The following is a 21,560-nucleotide window of genomic DNA, read 5'->3' as shown; positions in this document are numbered from 1 at the left end:
GTAATGGAACGCCCCGCCCAGCGCTTGCTACCGGAGTGGGGTGCCGCTGCGCCGGCGCAGCCACCACTCCACCGCCTCGAATGCGCCCTGCACGAGCAGCGCCAACACCGCCGCGGGGATGGCGCCCGCCAGCAGCGTCGCGCTGTCGTTGAGTGCCAGCCCCGTCGCGATGCGCTCGCCATAGCCGCCCGCACCGATGAACGCGGCAATGGTCGCCGTGCCCACGCTGATGACGGCGGCTGTTTTGATGCCGGCGAGGATTACGGGCAGCGCCAGCGGCAAGTCCACCACGCGCGTGCGCTGCGCCGGCGTGAAGCCGAGTGCGAGCGCCGCATCGCGCAGTCCATCGGGCACTTGCTCCAGGCCGACGATGGTGTTGCGCACGATGGGCAGCAGCGCGTACAGCGACAGTGCAATCAATGCCGGTACCACCCCGATCGACCCGACGATGGGGATGAGCATCGCCAGCAGGGCCAGCGATGGAATCGTCTGCAGCACGCCCACCAGCGCGAGGATCGGCTGCTTGATCGGCCGCCGCGCGGCCACGAGGCCCAGGGGTACACCGAGCAATACGGCCACGCCGGTCGAAATGCCCACCAGCGAAAGATGCCGCTGCGTGAGTCGCCCCAGACCATCCGTCAGTTGAGTCAGGAAAGCCCGGCTTGGCGTGGCGGCCGGCGTATTGCCGTGCCCGGTCAGAAAACGCCGTGCGACTTGCGAGAAGGATTGCCCTTCCAGTTCCACCGCGGCGTTCATCCCCACCATGTCATCGCGCTGAATGCGCCCGGCCAGTGCGGCAATGGCCTGCCATTGCGCGGCATGCTTCTGGGGCACATCGGCGCGGTACAGCAGCACGGCGTCGTAGCGGGGGAAGACGTGGTCGGGGTCGTCCAGCACGCGCAGATGTTCGCGGCGGATCTTGGCGTCGGTGGAGTAGATGTCGATTACGTCGACCTGCTTAGCGCGCAACGCATCGTAGGCGACACCGTGGTCCAGACCTGTGGGGCGTTGCGGCAGCTTGTAGCGGCTGGCTATCGCGGGCCAGCCGTCGGTGCGGCCAAGAAACTCGTGCGACAGGCCCAGGCGCAGCGCCGGGTGCGCGGCCAGGTCCGCCAGCGTGCGGATGTGGTCGCGCTCTGCGTCAGCCTCGCGCAGGGCGAGTGCATAGGTGTCTTCGAAACCCAGCGGTACACCGGCCGCCAGCCCGAGGGGCGCCAGCGCGCGGTTGACGTCCGCCAGCAGCGCGGCCTGGTTCGGGTTGGCGGCTTGTTCGGCTGGCAAGTGCAGGATTTCGGCAGCGATGGTACCGAGGTAATCGGGGTAGACGTCGATGCTGCCGTTCTTGAGCGCCGCAAAGACGATGGCGGTGTTGCCCAGCCCCGGCACGTGTTCGGCGGGGCCCTGGAGGCTTGCCGTCTGCGTGAGGATTTCGCCCAGCACGTACGACTCGGTGAAGCGCTTGGAGCCGATGCGTAGCGGCGGTTCTGCGAATGCCGATGCGGTGCACATCAGCCAGCCCAGCGCGATCCCGATGAGGAGGCGCCGGGTGAAGGCACTACGGATCAGTCGCCGTGTATCCAAAGGTCGTTGAGGTCGGTCAGGCCCCAGTCGCGGGGTTCTTCTCTTGAGACGATCTGGTCGCCGGTCTGCGCCAGGTCGATCAGCTCGGGCGCAATCCGTGTGCCCGAGCTGATGGAGAAGAATACCTTGACCGTGGGCGTGAGCAATGCCCCCGGTACGTGCTGCATGACCACAGCCAGCCGCCCGGACTTGAGTCGCACCAGCGAGCCGACCGGATAAATGCCCACGCTCTTGACGAAGGCATTGAACACCGCCGGGTCGAAATGGTTGCCGCGCCAGTCCACCATGCGCTGCACGGCGTAGGCGGCTTCCCACGCTTTCTTGTATGGGCGGTCGGAGGTGACCGCGTCATACACATCGCAGATCGCGCCCATGCGGGCAAAGAGCGAAATGCCCTCGCCGGCCAACTTGTGCGGATAGCCGGTGCCATCCATGCGCTCATGGTGGTGCAGGCACACGTCGAGCGCGATGTCGCGCATAGCTGAGTCGCCCACCAGAATGTCGTGGCCGGCCTGCGGGTGCACGACCACGCTGCGGAATTCATCGGCGGTGAGCGCGCCGGGCTTGTTCAGCACTTCGGGCGGAATGGCGATCTTGCCGATGTCATGCAAGAGCCCAGCCAAGCCCGCGTCGCGTACTTCGTCGTCTGACAGGCCCAGTTGCCGCCCGAGCGCCACCATCAGCGCGCACACGGCCACGGAGTGCAGGAAGGTGTAGCGGTCTTTCGTTTTCAGGCGCGCCAGGCTCACCAGCGCGCTCGGGTGGCGGTCGACCGAGCCGGAGATGGCTTCCACCAGCGGCAGCGCATCGCGTGCCTCGATGATGCGGCCCATGCGCGCATCGGCAAACATGGTCTGCACGGCCAGCTCTGCTTTGCCGATGAGGCGCGCGGCGCGGCGCATCTCTTCCGCATACGTGACAGGGCGCGGGGCGATGGCCGCTTCGGCCGAGGCGAGCGGCGGCGAAGGGGGCTCGGGTGCGGTGGGTGCAGCCTGGGCGGCGGCCACGTCGGTGCCGCGCGCGGTGTCGATCCACACCTCGCGGACGCCGCTGGCCCGGATGCGTTGCAGTTGAGTGGCATCTTCCACGCGAAAGCGGGCCCGCCAGAACGGGTGTTCCAGCCAGGAGCCGACAAATTCGTCCAGGTACATGCCCACCCGCAGGTGTTCGATGGCGATGCGCTTGCGCATGTTGTTGGGGGTTACATCCACACAGTCCAGATCCACGGCCGGCCAGAGTGCGCAAGGAGACGCTGCCGTGCCAATGGGTGCCTTCCCTTTTATCGGACGACAGCGCACGGGTCTTGAGGGGAAATCGTGAAGACTCACACTGCGAAGCCCTTTCGGGGGCAGTGGGTACGGCGCGGGCAAAAAAACAGGCGGCCGGTAAGGGCCGCCTCGGGAAGCCGTTACCGGCGCGCAAATGGCGTCCGGCAGCGGGGAGGGAGACTGAATCAGTCGGGGGAATACAGAAGCGTGATGCGCTTATTGACCGTCGGTGAACGGGTCAGCCTTGCCGACCAGGGCGCCGTCCGTGTACGGGTCAGCCTTGCGCAGCTGGCCGTCGGTGTACGGATCGGCCTTGCGCAGGGCGCCATCGGTGTAGGCGTCGGCCTTGCGGGCGCCATCGGTGTACGGGTCAGCCTTGGTCACGGCTTGGCCATTGGTGTACGGGTCCTTGCTTTGCACGCCGGCAGCAAAGGCGGGAACGGCGGCAACAGCGATCAACGAGGCGAGAATCAGGTTCTTGGTTTTCATGATGAGCTCCACAGTCGGGGGGTGAGCGCTACTGCCTGGGCGGGTTCGCTGCAGTGCGGTAACGCGATGGCATAAGCTTAGTCGTTGCTTGATGAGGGAAAAAGCAGTTCTCTTAAACTCTTTGTTCAAAAAATAAGAACAATAGTGACCTTCCAAGCACCCTCATCGCCACATAAGTCATTGATCTGACACGGAAATATGGGATGCGGGATAACCCTAATGCGCAACGTCAGATGTGCGGCGCTGGAAAAAATTCCGCGCGAGTGGGCTGCCGATTGTTGCGTTGCATTACAAGCATGGGGATTTCCCCTGCCTCCGATGGGACGCCTCAGCGCTAAACATTCCGCTGCAATGGTCGTTGTTGCAGGTACGGGCGGCGTTTTTCCGCCCCTCTGCAGCAAGAAGGAAGGCCATCATGCCCATCAACACCGCTTCCATCGCCCGTTTCGAAGTTGACGGCGTCGCCTATCAGGCGCGTCTGTTCGCCATGCCATTTCACGTGCCGGAAAACGGCCGCGTGCGCGCGCATGCGCTGGGCCGGCCGGAGATGCCGTTTGGCGGCGTGCATGTGCTGGCCAAGTGGCTGGAAGAACGGGTGCTGCCGGAAGGCGTGGGCCTGGTGATGGCGGATCGCCTGTTCTCGCATGGCGCAGTGGACCAATGGTCCGGCGCCGATGGCGCGCGTGCGGCCAAGGTGCTGGCGCAGGTGGCGCTGGGCGCCAAGAGCAGCCACCGGTTGTGGCGCAACACCGCAGCGGGCGGCTTTCGGGATGAGACGGCGTTTTTCCTCGGCGCCGCGTTCGTGCAGACCGATGCCGCCGTCGACGACATCCGCCTGCTGGGCGACCTGATTCCCGCGCAGGAGTGGGCCAGCGTGGCCGATGCCGCATCGACCATGATGGGCCTGCACCTGTATCGGCCCGACGAGCCCGAAACGCTGGTCAACTGCGCGCTGCTGGCGCCGTCCTGGACGGAAGCGGCAGTGGAGCGTGCTGACGGCTATCGTGCGCTCACGCTGCTGCATTCCTTTATCGACGATGACGAGGAGATCCACGTCGATATCGAGCTGCTGCCACCGGGCCAGGTCGTGTTGCAGGTGGAATCGTGCTCGACACGCTTCTCAGCGCGGTTTGATCCAGAGCTACTGGGCCGCGATATGACCGATGCATTGTTGCGCGACGCGCTCGCGTTGCAGCACGGCGAGCGCGCCAATCTTCACTGAGGTTGTCGCCTACTTCGCGGGCGTATTCCACGGATAGGCCAGCCACGCATCAAAGCGCTTGGCGAATTCGCCGCTCTCCATGGTTTGCCGCAGCCACTGGTCGACAAAGTTCTTGAACACCACGTCGCGCGGCAGCAGGTAGGCCTTCTCCGAGAAATCGAACGGCGCCTCCGGGTGTACCGCGCATAGCTCTGGGTGGAGCTTCTGCTGCAGCTTGGTCTCCACCGCGTCGGTCATCATCAGGTCGGCGCGGCCGGCCACGATCTCGTTGAAGATCGTCACGTTGTCCGGGTACACACGAATCTGCGCCTGCTTCAGGTTCGCACGCGCAAATTTCTCGTTGGTGCCCCCCGGGTTGACCACCGCCCGCACGTTCGGCTGATCAATCTGCGCCAGCGTCTGGAACTTGCTCTGGTTTTCGCAGCGCGTGATCGGCGTCTTGCCGTCGCGCTGATACGGAACCGAATAGAACGCCTTCTTCTGCCGGTCCAGCGTGACAGACACACCGCTCATGGCGATGTCGTAGCGGTCGGCCGCAAAGTCCTGCATCAGCGTCGACCATGTGGTCGGCACAACTTCCAGCTTCACGCCGAGGGCTTTGGCCAGGCGCTCGCCCATCTCCACGTCCAGGCCGATGAACTGGCCGTCAGCCGGGTTCTTGTAGCTGAAGGGTTTGTAGTCGCCGGTGGTGCCGACGCGCAGCGTGCCGCGCGCGAGGATCTCGTCGAGGCGGTTGGTGGTTTGCGCCAGCGCAGGCACGGTCAAGGCTGTACACAGCGCAAACGCACCGGCACGAAGGAAGCGATTCAACATGAGATTCCCCATCGAGAAAATGAAAAAGGCGCGGTCGCCATGGCGCCGCGCCGAGACTTGGTGCAGGTCTATTGGCCTGATGCTTTGTTCCACTGCAGCGCGTTGAGCACCGCCAGCGACATTGCCGTCACGCCCGTCTTGATGGACGGCTCCGGCACCGGCGCAAACAGCGGCGAGTGATTGGTCGGCAGCGGCTTCGCGCCCGGCTTGAGCGAGGCAAAGAACGTCTGCGGATCGTTCACGCCGATGAAGAAGAACATCGACGGAATGCCGGCGTCCACAAACGCCGAGAAATCTTCGCTAGCGGTAATGGGCGGTACGCGCAGCACGCGGTCGTTGCCGAAGGCGGCCTTGAACATCGCCTCGGTGCGCGCGACCACGGTCGGGTCGTTGTTGACGGCCTTGCCGCCCTCGGTGATCTTGATGTCGGCGTCCGGTGCACCCGACATTTCGGTGACCGCCTTGGCCGTGCGGCGGATGCCGTCGAGCATCTTCTGGCGCACCGCCGGCTTGTACGAGCGGATCGTCCCGCGCAGCAGCACGCTGTCAGGGATGATGTTCTCGGCGCTGCCCCCCTGGATGGCGCCGATGCTCACCACGCCAAATTCCTGCGGGTCTTTCTCCCGGCTGATCACGCTTTGCAGATCGACCACGAAGCGTGCGGCCATCATCACCGGGTCGATGGTCTTGTCGGGTGCGGAGCCATGGCCGCCGCGACCCTTGAAGGTGATTTCCAGTCCGTCGGAGTTGGACGTGACCGGGCCGCTGTTGAAGACGATCGAACCATACGGCCCTGGGCCCGTATGCAGCGCAAATGCATAGTCGGGTTTGGGGAAGCGCTTGAAGAAGCCGTCGTCGATCATTGCCTGCGCGCCACCCACGACCTCTTCGGCCGGCTGCGCCACGAAGACCAGCGTGCCGTGCCAGCGGTCCTTGAGCGACACCAGCGTCTTGGCGGTGCCGACCCACGAGGCCATGTGCACGTCGTGCCCGCAACTGTGCGCCACGCCCACATCTTCACCGCGCCATTTCGTGCGCACGTGGCTGGCGTAGGGCAGGCCGGTCTTCTCTTCCATCGGCAGCGCGTCGAGTTCGGTGCGCACCAAGATCGTCGGGCCAGCGCCGTTGCGATAGACGGCCACCACGCCCGTCTTGCCGACGTGCTCCGTCACGTCAAAGCCGATCTTGCGCATCGTCTCGGCCAGCGTGGCGGCCGTGCGCGTTTCCTGAAAGGCGAGCTCCGGATGCGCGTGGATGTCTTTGTAGAGCGTATCGAGCTGGCCATATTCCGCATTGACTGCGGCATCCACCGCCGGCTTGATCTGCGCGACGTCGATGCTGCTGACGGCCGGCGTTTGCGCCAAGGCCGGAACGGCAACACCTGCCATCAGCCAGGCGAGCGCGGTGTGCTTGAAACGAGTGGGGCGAAGGGTCATGAGGTGGTCTCCTGCGTTCTGCGGTGTTCTCAGGCGCGTGGTGGGCGTTCGATGTGGCATCGTTGCTTCGTCAACCGTCCTGATTATGCAGTCGCATACACGTCTGCGCACCCCGGGGCAGCCCGGATAGGCAGGTCGCACGGCGCCCCGCGATGCCACGAGAGTTGGCACCGGCCCCATGCTTGCCTAGACTGAGTCGGGTGTGCCGCTCTCAGGGAATCGCAACTCGAAATGACGCCGACGATGTGCCTTCAGCTCTCGTTTCGCGATGCCCCGCCTGGAGAGACGGCGATTCGCGCGGCCCTGGAAGCCGCGCAGCGGGTGCTTGAGTTTAGTGGCGTTGCGCCGCGCGAGGCCTTTGCCGCCTATCAGGCATTCGCCAGCGGGGCGGGGAGCCCCGATGTCCTGGCGTTGGCGTTCGCCCGTGCCGAAGCCGAGGCGATGGATACGCTGGCCGCGCACGGCTATGCGCGCTATGGCACGGTCAGCTTGGCGGCGCTGTAGACCTCGCCGCAGTTCTCAACTGGACTGCTTCAGATTTCTGCGGTTTTCCCGCCCAGCCGGCGCGCTGTCTCCGACACGTGGCGGTGGATGCGCGCGAGAAAATCGATCTCAGCCGCACGCGTCGGCGAATGCCCCAGGGCTTGCGACAGATGTGTCGCCACAAACGACGACTGCGGCGCCAGCATGCTGATCAGGCGCAGCAGTTCGCGGCGGGCCTGCGCGGCGTCGTAGCCGAGGTGGTCCGCCAGCGCGAGCAGCGCATCCTGGTCAATGGCGTCGTAGCGGGCCTGCGCGTCGGCGGGCAACGCATCGGCATCCCACTCCTTGGCGTAGACGGCGGCGCAGAACAGATGATCGTGCGCGGCCAAGCGAATGCCGTCGGGCCCGATGTGGAAATGCAGCGTACCTGCAGACGCATTGCGCCCGCCAATCAGCAGGCAGAACACCATCCAGCGGAAGAGCGACGCCGTGGCGGCCGTCGGGTCGGCGCACAGGCGCGCGCATTGGGCGACTTGTTCGACGGTGATCGGCAGGAAGCGGTGCTTGGGCGAGAGCCCGAGCAACTGCACGGCAGAGACGACATAGCGCGCCTGCACCAGCGCGGTGTCGTCGCTCTTGCAGCGCAGCGTGCGATCCAGCCGCTGCACCACGGCGGCGGTTTCCGGAAACTGCCGCAAGCCGAGGAATGGCGTCTCTAGCCCGATGCTGCGGCCGAGCAGCGTGGCCCAGCAATGATTGATGGTGGCGTACGGAAGCTGAGCGCCTTCGCCTAGATCCAGCCGCACAAAATGGCTCGATTGTGCGGCGGTGGCCGGTGCCGAAAACCGGCCCAGCCACATGGAGACCGGCAGGCCGTTGGAGGCCAGGAAGGGCAGGCGGATCTCGTCCGAATCGGGCGCGGTTTGCGGCATGCCGTAGTGGGCACGCGGTTCGGCCACGCGCAGCGCAGTCGGCTGGCTGGGCTGCCCAATGCTCTGCTGGAACTGCAGCACGACATCGCGTTCGGACAAACCATCTGCCCGGCCGTTGTAAGGCTTGAGGCCCGTCGGCACCAACGACAGCGGGCCATCCAAGTGGGGCGCGGCCTGGGCGAGATGCTCCAGGGCGGCAGCCGCAGTCTTGGGCACCTCACGCGTGGCTTCTGGCAGCAGGTATTCAAAGAAGTAGCGCACCGGCTGCGCCTTCGCCGTATCGACGATGGTGCCGGCTGCGCGCGGCAGGTGCGGGCTCAGGTCAAAGCCCTGCGAGGATGCTTGCCATCGGGCGTCGTATTCGAACGCCCAGCCGCTGCGACCGCATGACAGTTGGCCGATCAGGTGTTTGTTCAGGTAGATGTCCAGCATGCGCGTATCCAACGTATTTGATGGAGCGTGCTTGGTCGGCCGTGCTGCGGAGGACCCGCCAGCAATCGGAAATCATCGATACGCAGATGCACCGCGGAGATTTCTTTGCACGCCCCTCATCGACCGAGGCCCGAGCATAACAAAGAAAATCTGCCAAACCACCCAGGAAAGGTCTTTTCAATGATGCAGATTTCTGAAATCCGATTATCAGATTGCTAATATCAAGTGCGTTCGAGCCGATGTTTGAATTTTCTATCTCAGGCTTGAAAGTGCTTAAAATCGCTCGCCAAACCTTGTGGTGGTGCCATGGAAAGAACTACCCGCGGCGCGTCATCGGCGAGAATTTATTGCAATGCAACGATTTATCGCATTCTTGTGAGCAAATTGTCGCGCTGCACGAACTGGTGCCAAAGCGCGCCGACAATGTGCAGGCCGACCACGAAATACACGGCATTACCAATAAACTCGTGTACGGATTTAAGTGTCGACTTCAAGCCCGGGTTTTCCGCGATGAGTCGGGGAAGTGTCCAACTGAGCATCGGGACGTCATGTCCAGCCGCTTGCACGAACAGGACGCCAGTCACGGGTAGCACGAACATCATGGCGTACAGCACCCAGTGCACCAGCCGGGCGCTCGCGACTTGCCAGGCTGAGCCTATATCGCCCGGCGCCACGTAGCGCCATCGCAGCCAGACCCGCACGCAAGCGAAGAGCAGAATGCCCTGTCCGAGCATCATGTGAATGGACGTGAACAGGGCGCGTTCCGCCGAGCCCTTGGGAAGCGTGCCCTTGTATTCGATGGCCGCGAGCGCGCACGCAAACAGAACAAACATCAGCCAATGCACGACGACGGAAGGGCGCGCATAGCGCTCGGGGAGCTGGGGCATGGCAACCTCTTTGCTAGGAATCTGCCTCTACCCTAGCGCAGGCGTTGCCGGCGGGGTTTGATCTCGCCCAGCAATGCCGCGCTGTTCTTGCCCAATACGTGCAGTCAGCGGCCCGAACGCAAAAGCGAATCTTTCTCGTTGGCAGTGCCGTTTGCGTTGGCCTTCTTGCGCGGCGCCAGCATGCCGGTCGATAGCGACGTGCCGAGCAGGATCACCGCGCAGCCGATCACCATATTCAGCGTCAACTGTTCTGCCAGGAACAGGATGCCCCACAGCACGCCAAACACAGGAATCAGGAACGTCACGGAAGCCGCGCGTGTCGGCCCGACATGGGCGATCAGTCGGAAGAACAGGATGTATGCAACGCCCGTGCAAGCGATGCCGAGGGCAATGACGTGGAACCAGACATCGCCGGTGGGCGTTTGCGTGGGCCATAGCCAGATGGCCAACGGTGCCAGCACGATCGTGGCGGCCAGCTGGCAGCCCGTTGCGGTGGCCAGCGGCGGTACGCCGGTGAGGTGGCGCTTGGTATAGCTGGCAGCAAGCCCGTACAGCACAGTCGCCCCGAGCGCTGCCGCCACCGCCAGCCCACCCTGCTTGGCGTCGATGACGGACGAGCCGCCCACCAGCACGATCACCCCCACGAAGCCGATCGCGAGCCCCAGCACGCGCCATGGCGACAGCCGATCACCCAGCCACAGGAAGGTGACGATGGCGGTGAACAGCGGTGTGGCCGCATTCAGCACCGACGTAAAGCCCGCCGTGAGCGTGAGCTCCGCATAGGCGAACAGGCAGAACGGAATAGCCGAGTTGAGCAGCCCCACCGCCAATAGGTGTGGCCAGTGCGTACGCAATGCCCCGAGCCCGCCCCGCCAGGCCAGCACCGGCACCAGAAAGCACGACGCGATGCCCACGCGCAGTGCAATCAGCGCCACGGGCCCAAATTGCGGCGCGGCCACGCGCATGAACAGGAAGGAGCCGCCCCACAAGGCGGCAAGCGTCAGGAGTTCGACCACATCGGAGCGGCGCATGAAGGTTGTCTCGTTGATGTTGTGTGAGCGTGATGTGCGCGCATTGTCCGCGCGATTGGCGTTTTATGCAGGCGCGAGCGCCAGCGTGCCTTGGCGAGCATCCTCCGGCATCGGCAGCCGTGCGCCGACGTGCGCGGGGTGGCCTTCCATACGCAGCAGCGCGGCTTTGCGCGGCAGGCCGCCGGCGTATCCGGTCAGTGCGCCATCGGCACCCACCACGCGGTGGCACGGGATGGCAATCGAGATCGGGTTGCGGCCCACGGCGGTGCCCACCGCGCGCGCATGTTCCCGCGTGAGGCCCAGGCGTGCGGTGATCTGGCCGTAGGTCGTGCGCTCGCCGAAGGCGATTTCGCACAACAGGCGCCACACGTCTTGCTGAAACGGCGTGCCTGTGGGCGCCATCGGCACATCGAACACCTGCAGCCGGCCAGCAAAGTACGCCTCGAACTGCGCCTGCGCTTCGCGGATGACCGGCACGCGGGCACCGGGCGACATGCGCGCAGCATTCATGGGAATCGTCTTCTGGCCGGTGAAGAATGCACCGGTCAGGTGGGTGTCGTTGGCGATCAACAGCAGGTCGCCAAGCGGGCAAGGGAAGGTGTGGCGGTACATGGTCGTCAGTCCGATGGGGCGGTCGCGAGCACGTCTTCGCGGTGCCAGAGGTGCATGGCGGCGTAGGCGCGCCAGGGCGCCCACGGTTCTGCGCGCTCGACCATGGCACGGCGCGTGGGCAAGGTGCCATCGCTGTTGGCCAGGCGCTTGCGCAGCACGTAATCGCCAAACGGAAATGCGTTGGGCCAGCCCAGCGCGCGCATGGCGACGTATTGCGCGGTCCATTCGCCAACGCCAGGCAGCGCTTGCAATGCGGCCAGCGTGGGGCCGAGCGGCACGAGGGGTTCAAGTTGCAGGCGGCCGCTGTCCATGGCGCGGGCGAGTTCCACCACTGCGGCGGCACGGCTGGCTTGCAGGCCGGTCTGCGTGGATACGGTGTGTGGGTCCGCTTGCGCTAGCGCGGCGGCGGACGGAAACGCCATCGACAGCCCTTCGTGTGGTTGCGCCAGTGGCATGCCGTAGGTCGCTGTCATGCGCGCGAGAATGCGCCGCGCTTGCACGAGCGAGATCACCTGCCCGGTAATGGCACGCACGGCAATCTCAAAGCCATCCACGGCGCCGGGTACGCGCAAGCCCGGTGTTTCAGCCGCGAGCGTGCCGAGGTGTGCATCCACCAGATCAGGCCGGCAATCGAGATCGAACAGCCGGCGCGCGCGGGCCAGCACGGGTGGCATGGCATGCAGCAGGCTGGGCGACAGCGTGAGCGCCACCGCATGGCGCTGCGGCACGTCGCGCGCACGCAGCCAGCCGGTGTGCCGCACACCGCCATAGTCCACGATGAGGGTGCGGGCGTAGCTGTCGGCATCGACCACTTCCACGCCGTCGATGGCGCGGGCGCGCAGAAAATCGAGCAACGCATGCCATGCGAAAGGCGGTCGATAGCCGAGCATGAGCGTGGGGCCGTCTTCGTTGCGCGCGGTGGCGGTGCGTGCGCGCAAACGCGATGGCGCAAAGCCATAGTGCTCGGCGAATCCACTGTTCAGGCGACGCACGCTGCCAAAGCCGGCCGCAAAGGCAATCTCGCCGACCGGCATGGCGGTGTCCGTCAGCAACTGCTTGGCCAGCAGCAAGCGCTGCGTTTGTGCGTATTCGACCGGCGAAACATCAAACTCTGCACGGAAGATGCGGCGCAGATGGCGGTCGGTCACGCCCACCGCAGCGGCCAATGCAGCCAGGTCGTGCTCCTGCAGAAAGCCCTCGTCGATCATGCGGGCGGCTGCGCGTGCCAGGTTGGATGACATCTCGGCCAGGCTGTGCCCGGGCGCCAACTCTGGGCGGCAGCGCAGGCAGGGCCGAAAGCCCGCGCGCTCGGCGGCAGCGGGTGTCGCAAAGAAGCGGCAATTCTTCTGCTGCGGCGTACGAACTGCACAAACGGGCCGGCAATATACGCCGGTGGAGGTCACGCCGACGAAGAACCAGCCGTCAAAGCGCCGGTCGCGCGATTGCACCGCGTGGTAGCAGGCGTCGTGGTCGAGTTGCATGGTAGTGATCCGATGACTTGGCAGCTAGTCTAGCCCTGCCAGGAGGGCCGCGTTCGCCGGAAACGGACATCTCCCTCGGTACCGAAAGCCAGAAAAAGTGCTCGGCATATCGGCACAATGCGAGCACAACAACACCTCGGGAGACTGGCATGTCAAAGACCATCGTCATCACCGGCGGCAGCCGGGGCATCGGCCGCGCAACTGCGGTGCTGTGCGCGCAACGCGGCTGGTCTATTGCGCTGCAATATCGCGGTAATCGGCAGGCGGCGGAGGAGACGGTGGCCCTCGTCGAGCAGGCTGGCGGCCACGCACTCGCGGTGCAGGGTGACGTGTCCAACGACGAGGATGTGATTGCGTTGTTCGAGGCGGCGGCGGGGCGCTTTGGCGCGTTGCACGGGGTGGTCAACAACGCAGGCATCGTGGCCGAAGCGCAGGACGTGGCCGATATGACCACGCATCGCCTGCGCACGATGTTCGAGACCAATGTCCTGGGCGCCTTCCTGGTGGCACGCGAGGCGGCGCGGCGGTTGTCCACGTCGCGCGGCGGGTTGGGTGGGGCACTGGTGAATGTGTCTTCGGCGGCATCGCGGTTGGGCTCGCCGCACGAATACGTTGATTACGCAGCCTCCAAGGGTGCTGTCGATACCATGACGCTGGGCTTGGCGCGCGAACTGGCCCGCGATGGCGTGCGTGTGAACGCCGTCCGCCCGGGTTTGATCGAGACAGACATCCATGCCTCGGGCGGCCAACCCGATCGCGCGCAACGCCTGGGCGCCAGCACGCCCATTGGCCGGCCAGGCACGCCGGCAGAAGTGGCTGAATCCATCGTCTGGCTGCTGTCCGACGCGGCGTCTTATGTGACAGGCGCATTACTGGATTGCAGCGGCGGCCGCTGACGGCCCCCTCGTGTGACGCTAATCGAACGGTTATCCCCTGAATTGGGGATGTGCCGCCCCGGACGCTTTCCCTATCATCCTCGAGCGCTATTCACAGTGTGAAGAAAAAGACACACGATGAAGCGCGCAGCCGGCGTACGCCCAAAGAGGCCATGCCCGGTGTTTTCACGACCAACGGGACATCTAGTCAACCTGGAACAAGGGGAAATAATGGGAGCAGGGTACGTCAGCCGCGCCTGGCGCGTGGGTTCAACCGTCACGGCCATCGCATTGGCCACCGCCACGCTGGTCGCCGGCTGTGGGGGATCGGACAGCAGCACCAGCAACACCGCAACGCCGGCGTCGGCCAGCCTGACCGGCACCGCCGCCACGGGTAGCGCGCTGGCCAACGCCAACGTTGCCGTGACCGACGGGGCCGGCAATTCGCCATGCGCGGAAGCCAGCATCACCACCACCGCCCTGGGCACCTACACCTGCACGCTGAAAGCAGGCGAGACCGCGCCGTTCTTCGTGGTCGTGACCGACCCCACCGGCAATACCGCACCGTTGGTCAGCGTGACGACGACTACGCCGCCGGCCGGCACGCCGCTCACGCTCAATGCCACCCCGCTGACCACCGCCATCGTGGCGCAGTTGGCGTCGGACGGAAATCCGCTCACGCTGGTCAATGCCAAGACGGTGGATGCGAACGCGCTCAAGGCCGTCACCGCCAATGTGGTGGCGCAACTGGCGTCGGTGCTGAGCGCCATTGGTGCGCCGGCCAACTATGACCCGTTTGCCACCAGCATTACCGCCGCCACATCGGCTGGCGTTGGCAACACGGCTGACCAGATCCTGGACGTGGTGACCGTATCGAAGAACCCCGCCACCGGCCAACTGCAACTGGGCACGGTCGACGGCACGCCCGTGCCGCTGGCGACTGCTACGGGTGGCGGTTCGACGCTGCCCGCGCCGGCGCCCAATGTTTCGAGCCTGCCGCAAGGCGCCCAGGTGTTGGCGAACGCGCTGACGGCGTGCTTTGCGCTGCCGACCTCGCAGCGCGTGCTGGGCATCGACACGACGTTGACTGCCGCGCAAGGTGGCTGGAAGGTGACGTCGCTGGCGCCGGCTTGCCAGAACATCGCATCGGATACCAGCAATGCCGGTGGCATTGCCTTCCTGCACAACGGCTACGCATTCGGGCAGTGGGTCTTCAACCTGCTGAACAGCGACAGCATGACCGGTGCCAAGTTCAACGTGCCGGAAGTCATGGCGTTCTATCCGGCGGGCTCGCCGTCGTCGCCGACGGTTGACTCGGCCGTGCTGAACGTCAAGTACGTGGATGCCGGCGGCAACCCGGGCAACATCATTCTGCTGGCCCGCTACGTAGCCTCTGGCACGTCGGCTGCACATCCGTCCAACTGGTGGGTGGTGGGCAATCAGCAGCCGGTGGAAGTGATCGACCGCCTGCAGGTTCGCCGCGTTGAGCAGGTCAACCCGACCTTCGCCGGCACCAGCGCGACCAGCAACAACTACAGCCACTTCCAGACCGGCATCCAGTTCTGGATCAACGCCAAGGGGCCGGGCAGTGTCAACAGCAACGGGCCTCTGGCGTTCGCACGTGTGACCGGTCCGGGCCTGCCCACCAGCGGCCTCGTCTATATCGCGCCCACCGGTGACAGCAACGAGCCGACCCAGGTGTACATGGACGTGAGCAACAAGTTCGGCATCGTCCCGGGCACAACGCGTTGCAGCAACGGCGGCACGGCAACCTACAACTGCCCCAACTTCTGGTTCGCCCGCACGGTCGGCCTGACGGGCAGCGCCGCAACTACGCTGGCTGCCCCACGCAGCGATTTCAGCAATCCGGTCTGGGCCCAGGCGTCGGATACGCTGGATACGACCCCGGTGACGAAGGGTGCGCGGTATCAGATCGAGCTGTTCTACGGCACGCAAACCACGCCTGACCGCGTCTATCACAAGACGTTGCTGACGGATCTGGTGCAAGCAACGCAAGCGGTGAATCTGCCGTGGAATACGGCGGGCAGCCAGACGCTGGCGGCGCTGAATCCGGCCAACGGCACGACCAATGGCGCGCTGTCTTCGGTGACGGTGGATTGGGCGCAGAACCCGGCGGCACAGCAGATTGGTGGCGCGGCTGTCACCGTGGACCTGAAGAACACCTACAGCGGAACAATCAACGTGCCCAGGGGCGCAACTTCGGCGGTGATCAACCTGCCGAATGCGCAACAGGTGCCGGCGCTGACCAGCTCGGGCACGCGCTCGGTGCTGTTCAACTACCGCATGCTGGACAACAGCCTCAAGAGCTCGGTGTACACGTACAACTGAGCGAGAAGGCTGCGAAGTGAAGAATCGGGCGTGCCAGGCGGCACGCCCTTTTCTATTGCGGACTCAAGCGTCCGCGCCGGCGCGGAAGGTATCGCACTGGCGGATGTCGCCGGCGTCGAAGCCCTGGCGGAACCAGTGCATGCGTTGCTCCGACGTGCCGTGCGTAAAGGCATCAGGCGTGACGCTGCGGCCGGCGTTGCGCTGCAGGGTGTCGTCGCCGATGGCGTGTGCGGCGGTGAGCGCCTGTTCCAGATCGCCGCGCTCGAGCAGCCCGCGCTGCTGTGCGTAGTGGCCCCACACGCCGGCCAGGCAATCAGCCTGCAACTCCAGCTTGACCGACAACGCATTGGCTGCAGCCTGCGATTTGCCGGCCTGTGCGCGGCTGACCTTCTCCGACACGCCCAGCAGGTTCTGCACGTGGTGCCCGACTTCGTGCGCGACGACATACGCGGCGGCAAAGTCGCCCGGCGCGCCAAAGCGGCGGCGCAGTTCATCGAAGAAGCCGAGGTCCAGATAGACCTTGGTATCGGCCGGGCAGTAGAACGGGCCTACCGCTGAGGTGGCATCTCCGCAACCCGAGCGGATGCCCGAGCGGAACAGCACCAGCTTGGGCGGCTGATACGCGCGGCCCGCTTGCTTGAACAGTTGCGACCACGTGTCTTCCGTATCGCCCAGCACGTGCGAGACCAACTGCTTGCTGCGATCGTTGTCCGTCTCACCGGTGGGGCGGGCGGGTGCATGCTGCGCGGAGGGTGCGGGCGCGTTCTGCGACACCTGCATCACCATGCCGAGGATTTCGAGCGGGTTCTTGCCCATCAGCAGGCCGACGACCGCCACGATGGCAATGCCGCCAATGCCCAGCCGCATCCCGCCGCCGCCGAAGCCCCCACCACCCGAGGAAGCGCGTTCATCCTCGACGTTATTACTTTCGCGCATGTCATCCCAACGCACGTGTTTCTCCTTGATGCCCTGGCCCCGGCGTTACACCCGGTAAACTTTGCAAAGTCTACCTGCCTTGCAGGCCGGCGGGGGTGTCTGGCGCGACCGGAATCGTCTGCATTTTTTCGCGAACGTAGCACTGGCAAGGGTTTGCACCGGTTTGTGGCGTTGCACAAAGTCCGGCAGGAAATTTGCTACCCAAAGCTGCTCATCCCAACGCCGCCCTGTCACGCGCGTGTCACGCGGCGATTTTCGAATCACGATCGGCAGCGCACCACGCTGCCGACTGAACGACCCGAGTGTTCACCATGCGCTTGCCTGCTTCGATTACCGCTCAAGCTCCAGATACCGCACAGACACCGCCGCTTGCTTCCACACATGTCGACCCGACCGAGGTTTCCGACGTGCAGAGCCAGCCCTCCGCAGCCGAACGCAAGCCCTGGTGGGTACGCGTGCCGGGTGCCATCGTGGGTAGCGCGTTTACCAACGTAGCAGCGGCCCTGATTGCCGTGACGGGGGCCGTATACGTGGGGATGTATCACGCGCCTTGGGTGAAGAGCCTGGCAAACCACACGCCCACGGCGGAGCAGGCGGGCGATGCAATGGGCGTTGCGGTGGCTGCAGCACCGGCCAGTGCGGCGCCATCGGCGCCATCGGCTTCTGCGGCACCTTCGGCCTCCGCGGCAACGGCGGCGACGGTATCTCCGGTGGCCCAATCGGAGCCCGCGCAACCGGCTTCACCGGACCGCGTGGCCGCCGCGCGCGACCGCATGGAGCAGCGCATCTATTCCCAGGTGCCCGCCCGTGCACGCACGGTAGCCGAAAGCGAAACCATGAACGATGAAGCACCCGCACTCGAAGGCGATGGCCGCGCAAGCCGGGGCACGCGTCGCCACCATCGCGGTGTCCGTCATGGCGGGCATGGTGCGCCGTGGAATGCGGCCTGGTACAAGGGCGCGTGATCGATCGAGGCTGCGGCGGCAAAAAAAATGCCCTGATTGCGTCAGGGCATGTGGTGCGTATTTTTGAGCCAGCCGCTTAGTTGGCGTCGCTGCCTTCACGCAGCTGGACGAACTCCGATTCCACTGTGTAAGGCCGCGCAGCCTGGATATCGCGCGTGTTCTTCTGCACGGCAATCGCGCCAAACAGCGCCAGTGCGAACGACATGCCGTAGAAGCCCTTTTCGCTCAGGGCCAGCGTGGCGTTGAACAGGCCAACGCACAACAGCAGGATGGCCAGCAGCGTGGAAAGCCAGCACAGCCCGTAGTAGAGCCCCGAGACGGGAATGCCCTCGGCGCGGTCGCGCACGCTCTTCTGGATCGACACCGCCGCAAACAGGCCGTAGACCAGTACGGTGAAGTAGTAGCCGCGCTCATTGAGCTGCATGCTGGCGTTGTACAGCCCAATCAGAAACGAGAAGAAGCCGATGAGCAACGCCGCCCAGGACACGGCGACAAATGCAAACGACGGGGCTTGGAGTTGCGGTTTCACAAGGTCTCCTTGAGATCAACACGTCAGGGAACGCGCGGTGGGCGTTCCGGGTGGCAGCGATCCTAATGGCGGAGACAGCGTCCGTTCGTTAAATATTGGTAATGGAGCCCTCATGCGGGCCGCATCATCTTGCGCTGGCGCAGCGCGATGGTGGCCAGCGAAATGCCGCTCACCGCGGCCGCCGTCAGCACGTAGTAGCTGGGCGCCAGCGTATCGCCCGTGGTGTGAATCAGCCACGTGACGATGAACGGTGCGAACCCGCCGAACAGCGTCACGCCAAGGCTGTAGCCGAGCGACAGCCCGGTCGAGCGCACGCGCGTGGGGAAGATCTCCGACATCAGCGCGGGCATCGGGCCTGAATACGCCGCCTTGAAGATGCCCGACACCGCTTGCAGTGCGAGGAGTGCACCGATGCTCGGATGCGCACGCAGCAGGGCAAACATGGGGTAGATCAGCAGGATCATCAGCACCGATGTGGTGAGCATGATGCGGATGCGGCCGATGCGATCTGACAGCGCGCCAAACAGCGGCGAGAGCAGAAACTGCAGCCCGCCATTGAGCACCACCACCCCAAACGACTGCGCCGCCGGCAAGTGCAATTGCTTGACGGCGTACGTCGGCATGTAGAGCTGCAGCACGTACACCGACACGGTGGACTGCGCCACCACGCCCACAGCCAGCAGCAGGTTGGTCCACTGCGCCTTGAATGACGCTTGCGGATCGATCGTCGTCTTCTTCTGCTCGGCGACGAACTCCGGCGTTTCGTCCAGATGGCGGCGGATGTAGAAGCCCACCGGGCCGACCAGCAGGCCAAAGAAGAACGGCAAGCGCCAGCCCCAGCTCTCCAGTTCCGAAGGGAACAATGTGGCCGTGAGCAGTGCGCCAAGCGCAGCCGCCAGGATGGTCGCAATGCCTTGGCTGGCGAACTGCCAGCTCGCGTAATAGCCGCGCCCACGCTTGCTGTGTTCCACCATGAACGCGGTCGCGCTGCCGAACTCACCACCGACCGCAAAGCCCTGGACCAGGCGTGCAAGCAAGATGGTGATGGGCGCGACGATGCCGATCTGTGCGTAGCTCGGCATCACGGCAATCGCCAGCGTGCCAACGATCATCAACAGGATCGACAGCGTCAGTGCCGCCTTGCGCCCCTTCCGGTCGGCATACATGCCGAGCACGATGGCGCCCACCGGCCGCGTGATGAACGACACGCCAAAGCTGCCCACCGCAAACAGCAGCGAGACCCATTCGTCATCCGCCGGAAAGAACAGCTTGCCGATGACCGACGCAAAGAAGCCGTAGACGAGAAAGTCGTACCACTCCAGCGCATTGCCAATCGACGACGAAATGACGATGCGGCGCGCGTGGGCTGACGTGAGCGGTGGATGCGACGGCGCGGCAGCACTCGCCGTGAGCGGGGCAGTCATGGTGAGGGTTTCCTTTGGTGCTGGCCGGGTTCGTTTTTATCGAAGCTGCAGCACGCTGCCTGCCCGGTCCTGCGGGTCAGCGTGCTGGGGTACTGGGTTTAGAAGCCCACGGCGTGCCCGTCGCGGCGGCTGTCGCTGGCGGCGACGTAGCCGTGGTCAGCGTCGTCCGACAGGCGCCAGATGAACTGGCCCGAGCCGAAATCCATGTACGGATCGGCCACCGATTTGAGCTTGTGCCCGCGCGCTTCCAGCTCCGCCACGGTGTCGGCGTTCATCGTCGCTTCCACGTCGAGCGTGAAATCGCGGTTCACCTTCCAGCGCGGTGCATCGCATGCGGCTTGTGGCTGCTGGTTGTAATCGAGCATGCGCACGAGCGTCTGCAGGTGGCCTTGCGGTTGCATGTCGCCGCCCATCACGCCAAAGCTCATCTGCGGCTGGCCGTCCTTGGTGAGGAACGCCGGGATGATGGTGTGGAACGGCCGCTTGCCGCCGGCCACCACGTTGGCCGAGCGCGCGTCCATGGAGAACCCGAAGCCGCGGTTCTGCAAGCTGATGCCGGTGCCCGGCACCACCACGCCCGAGCCGAAGCCCATGTAGTTGGACTGGATGAACGAGACCATCATGCCGTTCTCGTCGGCGGCGGTCAGATACACCGTGCCACCGGCGCGCGGCATGCCGAAGGTCGGCACCTGCGCGCGGCCCATGTCGATCAGCCGAGCGCGCGCATCGAGGTACGCGTCGTCGAGCATCTGCTCGGGCGTGACTTCCATGCTGCGCGGGTCGGCCACGTACTTGTAGAGATCGGCAAACGCCAACTTCATCGCCTCGATTTGCAGATGCTGCGAGTCGGCGGAGTCGACGGGCAGAGCGCCCAGATCAAAGCGGTCGAGAATGCCCAGCGCGATCAGCGCGGCAATGCCCTGGCCATTCGGCGGAATCTCGTGCAGGTCGTAGCCGCGATAGCGCTTGGTGATGGGCTTGACCCATTCGGGGCGATAGTCGCGCAGGTCTTGCGCGGTCATGCCGCCGCCGCATTCACGTGAGTACGCAGCGATGCGCTCGGCGAGTTCGCCTTCGTAGAAATCGCGCCCGTTTGACTGGCCGATGCGGCGCAGTGTGGCGGCGGCGCCGGGCAGCTTGAACTTTTCGCTCACCTGCGGCGCACGGCCATGCGGCATGAAGGCCTGCGCATAGCCCGGTTGATTCTGCAGATCAGGAATCGCTGCCGCCCACTTGTGCGCAACGATGGGCGCGATGGTGTGGCCGCGCTCGGCAGTCTCGGCGGCGGGTTCGAGCACGTCGGCAAACGGCAGCTTGCCGAAGCGCTCATGCAATGCGGCCCACGCGGACACCGCACCGGGCACCGTCACCGCATCCCAGCCGCGCGTGGGGCGCTTCGGGTTGCCGTTGGCGTCTTCGCCGTACTTGCTGCGGAAGTAGTCGAGGTTCCACGCCTGCGGCGCGGTGCCGGAGGCGTTCAGGCCGTGCAGCTGTTTGCCGTCCCACAGGATGGCGAAGGCGTCGCTGCCGAGGCCGCACGAGACGGGCTCCACGATGGTCAACATGGCCGCCGCCGCGATGGCCGCATCCACGGCGCTGCCGCCGGCCAGCAGCATGCGCAACCCAGCCTGTGCGGCTAGCGGATGCGAAGTGGACACGACGTTGCGCGCAAACAGCGGAATGCGCACGGTCGGGTAGGGGTTCTGCCAATCAAAACGGTGAGACATGGCGCTCAAAAGGAGGGTTTGACGATTGATTATTTGCGGTGCAATGAATTTAATAAAGTTAAAATTCATTGGATATGGATTAAGAAAA

At 64.9% G+C, this 21,560-nt stretch carries 19 protein-coding genes; 5 read left to right on the top strand and 14 right to left on the bottom strand.

Annotated elements, in window-relative coordinates; all coding sequences use genetic code 11:
- Window positions 1-27: 27 nt before the first annotated feature.
- The 3 genes from ACS7SF_RS04945 to ACS7SF_RS04935 form a co-directional block, all read right to left on the bottom strand.
- Window positions 28-1,581 (bottom strand): ABC transporter permease/substrate-binding protein, encoded by a 1,554-nt coding sequence (locus ACS7SF_RS04945; protein WP_439891941.1) that lies wholly within the window; start codon window positions 1,579-1,581, stop codon window positions 28-30.
- Window positions 1,563-2,771, bottom strand: a complete 1,209-nt coding sequence (locus ACS7SF_RS04940; protein WP_439892698.1) for an HD-GYP domain-containing protein — start codon at window positions 2,769-2,771, stop codon at window positions 1,563-1,565. The genes ACS7SF_RS04945 and ACS7SF_RS04940 overlap by 19 nt, the downstream gene beginning before the upstream one ends.
- Window positions 2,772-3,065: 294 nt before the next feature.
- Window positions 3,066-3,338: a hypothetical protein gene (locus tag ACS7SF_RS04935; RefSeq protein WP_426394633.1), complete on the bottom strand. Its 273-nt coding sequence runs from the start codon at window positions 3,336-3,338 to the stop codon at window positions 3,066-3,068.
- 415 nt (window positions 3,339-3,753) lie between these two features.
- Between ACS7SF_RS04935 and ACS7SF_RS04930 the strand changes: the two genes are divergently transcribed.
- Entirely contained in the window at window positions 3,754-4,560 is an 807-nt protein-coding gene (locus ACS7SF_RS04930) for a hypothetical protein (protein ID WP_439891940.1), read from the top strand.
- Between the two features lie 9 nt (window positions 4,561-4,569).
- Here the strand turns inward: ACS7SF_RS04930 and ACS7SF_RS04925 are convergent, their stop codons facing one another.
- Both ACS7SF_RS04925 and ACS7SF_RS04920 read right to left on the bottom strand, forming a co-directional pair.
- On the bottom strand, window positions 4,570-5,373 hold the full coding sequence (locus ACS7SF_RS04925) for a transporter substrate-binding domain-containing protein (RefSeq protein ID WP_439891939.1): 804 nt from the start codon (window positions 5,371-5,373) through the stop codon (window positions 4,570-4,572).
- A 68-nt stretch (window positions 5,374-5,441) separates the two neighbouring features.
- Complete coding sequence (locus tag ACS7SF_RS04920; RefSeq protein ID WP_439891938.1) at window positions 5,442-6,809, bottom strand: M20 family metallopeptidase; 1,368 nt, start codon at window positions 6,807-6,809, stop codon at window positions 5,442-5,444.
- A 231-nt stretch (window positions 6,810-7,040) separates the two neighbouring features.
- Between ACS7SF_RS04920 and ACS7SF_RS04915 the strand changes: the two genes are divergently transcribed.
- Window positions 7,041-7,313 (top strand): hypothetical protein, encoded by a 273-nt coding sequence (locus ACS7SF_RS04915; protein ID WP_426394628.1) that lies wholly within the window; start codon window positions 7,041-7,043, stop codon window positions 7,311-7,313.
- A gap of 29 nt (window positions 7,314-7,342) precedes the next feature.
- On the opposite strand, the gene ACS7SF_RS04910 is transcribed toward ACS7SF_RS04915, so the two are convergent.
- The 5 genes from ACS7SF_RS04910 to ACS7SF_RS04890 all read right to left on the bottom strand — a co-directional run bounded on the left by ACS7SF_RS04910 (window position 7,343) and on the right by ACS7SF_RS04890 (window position 12,667).
- Entirely contained in the window at window positions 7,343-8,656 is a 1,314-nt protein-coding gene (locus tag ACS7SF_RS04910; RefSeq protein WP_439891937.1) for a HipA N-terminal domain-containing protein, read from the bottom strand.
- A gap of 362 nt (window positions 8,657-9,018) precedes the next feature.
- Window positions 9,019-9,543 carry a cytochrome b gene (locus ACS7SF_RS04905; protein WP_439891936.1) on the bottom strand — a complete coding sequence of 175 codons (525 nt, stop codon included), beginning with the start codon at window positions 9,541-9,543 and terminating at the stop codon, window positions 9,019-9,021.
- A 104-nt stretch (window positions 9,544-9,647) separates the two neighbouring features.
- Entirely contained in the window at window positions 9,648-10,574 is a 927-nt protein-coding gene (locus ACS7SF_RS04900) for a DMT family transporter (RefSeq protein WP_439891935.1), read from the bottom strand.
- Window positions 10,575-10,637: 63 nt separating this feature from the next.
- Entirely contained in the window at window positions 10,638-11,186 is a 549-nt protein-coding gene (locus tag ACS7SF_RS04895; RefSeq protein ID WP_439891934.1) for a methylated-DNA--[protein]-cysteine S-methyltransferase, read from the bottom strand.
- Between the two features lie 5 nt (window positions 11,187-11,191).
- Window positions 11,192-12,667: an AlkA N-terminal domain-containing protein gene (locus tag ACS7SF_RS04890; RefSeq protein ID WP_439891933.1), complete on the bottom strand. Its 1,476-nt coding sequence runs from the start codon at window positions 12,665-12,667 to the stop codon at window positions 11,192-11,194.
- A gap of 149 nt (window positions 12,668-12,816) precedes the next feature.
- On the opposite strand from ACS7SF_RS04890, the gene ACS7SF_RS04885 reads away from it, so the two are divergent.
- The gene (locus ACS7SF_RS04885) at window positions 12,817-13,563 is read left to right on the top strand and encodes an SDR family oxidoreductase (RefSeq protein WP_439891932.1); all 747 of its coding nucleotides are present in this window, start codon (window positions 12,817-12,819) and stop codon (window positions 13,561-13,563) included.
- Window positions 13,564-13,773: 210 nt separating this feature from the next.
- Window positions 13,774-15,891, top strand: coding sequence for a hypothetical protein (locus ACS7SF_RS04880; protein WP_439891931.1), 2,118 nt, complete (start codon window positions 13,774-13,776; stop codon window positions 15,889-15,891).
- A gap of 63 nt (window positions 15,892-15,954) precedes the next feature.
- On the opposite strand, the gene ypfJ is transcribed toward ACS7SF_RS04880, so the two are convergent.
- On the bottom strand, window positions 15,955-16,842 hold the full coding sequence (ypfJ, locus tag ACS7SF_RS04875; protein WP_439891930.1) for a KPN_02809 family neutral zinc metallopeptidase: 888 nt from the start codon (window positions 16,840-16,842) through the stop codon (window positions 15,955-15,957).
- A gap of 296 nt (window positions 16,843-17,138) precedes the next feature.
- Between ypfJ and ACS7SF_RS04870 the strand changes: the two genes are divergently transcribed.
- A complete protein-coding gene (locus ACS7SF_RS04870) occupies window positions 17,139-17,792 on the top strand; it encodes a hypothetical protein (protein ID WP_439891929.1) in 654 nt (217 codons plus the stop codon).
- A gap of 76 nt (window positions 17,793-17,868) precedes the next feature.
- On the opposite strand, the gene yiaA is transcribed toward ACS7SF_RS04870, so the two are convergent.
- The 3 genes from yiaA to ACS7SF_RS04855 form a co-directional block, all read right to left on the bottom strand.
- On the bottom strand, window positions 17,869-18,321 hold the full coding sequence (gene yiaA / locus ACS7SF_RS04865) for an inner membrane protein YiaA (protein WP_439891928.1): 453 nt from the start codon (window positions 18,319-18,321) through the stop codon (window positions 17,869-17,871).
- Window positions 18,322-18,431: 110 nt separating this feature from the next.
- A complete protein-coding gene (locus ACS7SF_RS04860) occupies window positions 18,432-19,745 on the bottom strand; it encodes an MFS transporter (RefSeq protein ID WP_439891927.1) in 1,314 nt (437 codons plus the stop codon).
- Between the two features lie 98 nt (window positions 19,746-19,843).
- The gene (locus ACS7SF_RS04855) at window positions 19,844-21,472 is read right to left on the bottom strand and encodes a gamma-glutamyltransferase family protein (RefSeq protein WP_439891926.1); all 1,629 of its coding nucleotides are present in this window, start codon (window positions 21,470-21,472) and stop codon (window positions 19,844-19,846) included.
- Window positions 21,473-21,560: the final 88 nt, after the last annotated feature.

The sequence above is a fragment of the Ralstonia sp. 25C genome (genome assembly GCF_051904805.1).
GTDB lineage: Bacteria > Pseudomonadota > Gammaproteobacteria > Burkholderiales > Burkholderiaceae > Ralstonia.
The sequence above is the reverse complement of the archived record's forward strand: the minus strand, read 5'-3'. Positions and strand labels throughout refer to the sequence as shown.

What these genes read in the sequence shown, in the direction of transcription:
- ACS7SF_RS04940 (WP_439892698.1), bottom strand. Translation starts at nt 2,771, where the DNA reads ATGCGCAAGCGCATCGCCATCGAACACCTGCGGGTGGGCATGTACCTG.
- ACS7SF_RS04935 (WP_426394633.1), bottom strand. Translation starts at nt 3,338, where the DNA reads ATGAAAACCAAGAACCTGATTCTCGCCTCGTTGATCGCTGTTGCCGCC.
- ACS7SF_RS04930 (WP_439891940.1), top strand. Translation starts at nt 3,754, where the DNA reads ATGCCCATCAACACCGCTTCCATCGCCCGTTTCGAAGTTGACGGCGTC.
- ACS7SF_RS04925 (WP_439891939.1), bottom strand. Translation starts at nt 5,373, where the DNA reads ATGTTGAATCGCTTCCTTCGTGCCGGTGCGTTTGCGCTGTGTACAGCC.
- ACS7SF_RS04920 (WP_439891938.1), bottom strand. Translation starts at nt 6,809, where the DNA reads ATGACCCTTCGCCCCACTCGTTTCAAGCACACCGCGCTCGCCTGGCTG.
- ACS7SF_RS04915 (WP_426394628.1), top strand. Translation starts at nt 7,041, where the DNA reads ATGACGCCGACGATGTGCCTTCAGCTCTCGTTTCGCGATGCCCCGCCT.
- ACS7SF_RS04910 (WP_439891937.1), bottom strand. Translation starts at nt 8,656, where the DNA reads ATGCTGGACATCTACCTGAACAAACACCTGATCGGCCAACTGTCATGC.
- ACS7SF_RS04905 (WP_439891936.1), bottom strand. Translation starts at nt 9,543, where the DNA reads ATGCCCCAGCTCCCCGAGCGCTATGCGCGCCCTTCCGTCGTCGTGCAT.
- ACS7SF_RS04900 (WP_439891935.1), bottom strand. Translation starts at nt 10,574, where the DNA reads ATGCGCCGCTCCGATGTGGTCGAACTCCTGACGCTTGCCGCCTTGTGG.
- ACS7SF_RS04895 (WP_439891934.1), bottom strand. Translation starts at nt 11,186, where the DNA reads ATGTACCGCCACACCTTCCCTTGCCCGCTTGGCGACCTGCTGTTGATC.
- ACS7SF_RS04890 (WP_439891933.1), bottom strand. Translation starts at nt 12,667, where the DNA reads ATGCAACTCGACCACGACGCCTGCTACCACGCGGTGCAATCGCGCGAC.
- ACS7SF_RS04885 (WP_439891932.1), top strand. Translation starts at nt 12,817, where the DNA reads ATGTCAAAGACCATCGTCATCACCGGCGGCAGCCGGGGCATCGGCCGC.
- ACS7SF_RS04880 (WP_439891931.1), top strand. Translation starts at nt 13,774, where the DNA reads ATGGGAGCAGGGTACGTCAGCCGCGCCTGGCGCGTGGGTTCAACCGTC.
- ACS7SF_RS04870 (WP_439891929.1), top strand. Translation starts at nt 17,139, where the DNA reads ATGCGCTTGCCTGCTTCGATTACCGCTCAAGCTCCAGATACCGCACAG.
- ACS7SF_RS04860 (WP_439891927.1), bottom strand. Translation starts at nt 19,745, where the DNA reads ATGACTGCCCCGCTCACGGCGAGTGCTGCCGCGCCGTCGCATCCACCG.
- ACS7SF_RS04855 (WP_439891926.1), bottom strand. Translation starts at nt 21,472, where the DNA reads ATGTCTCACCGTTTTGATTGGCAGAACCCCTACCCGACCGTGCGCATT.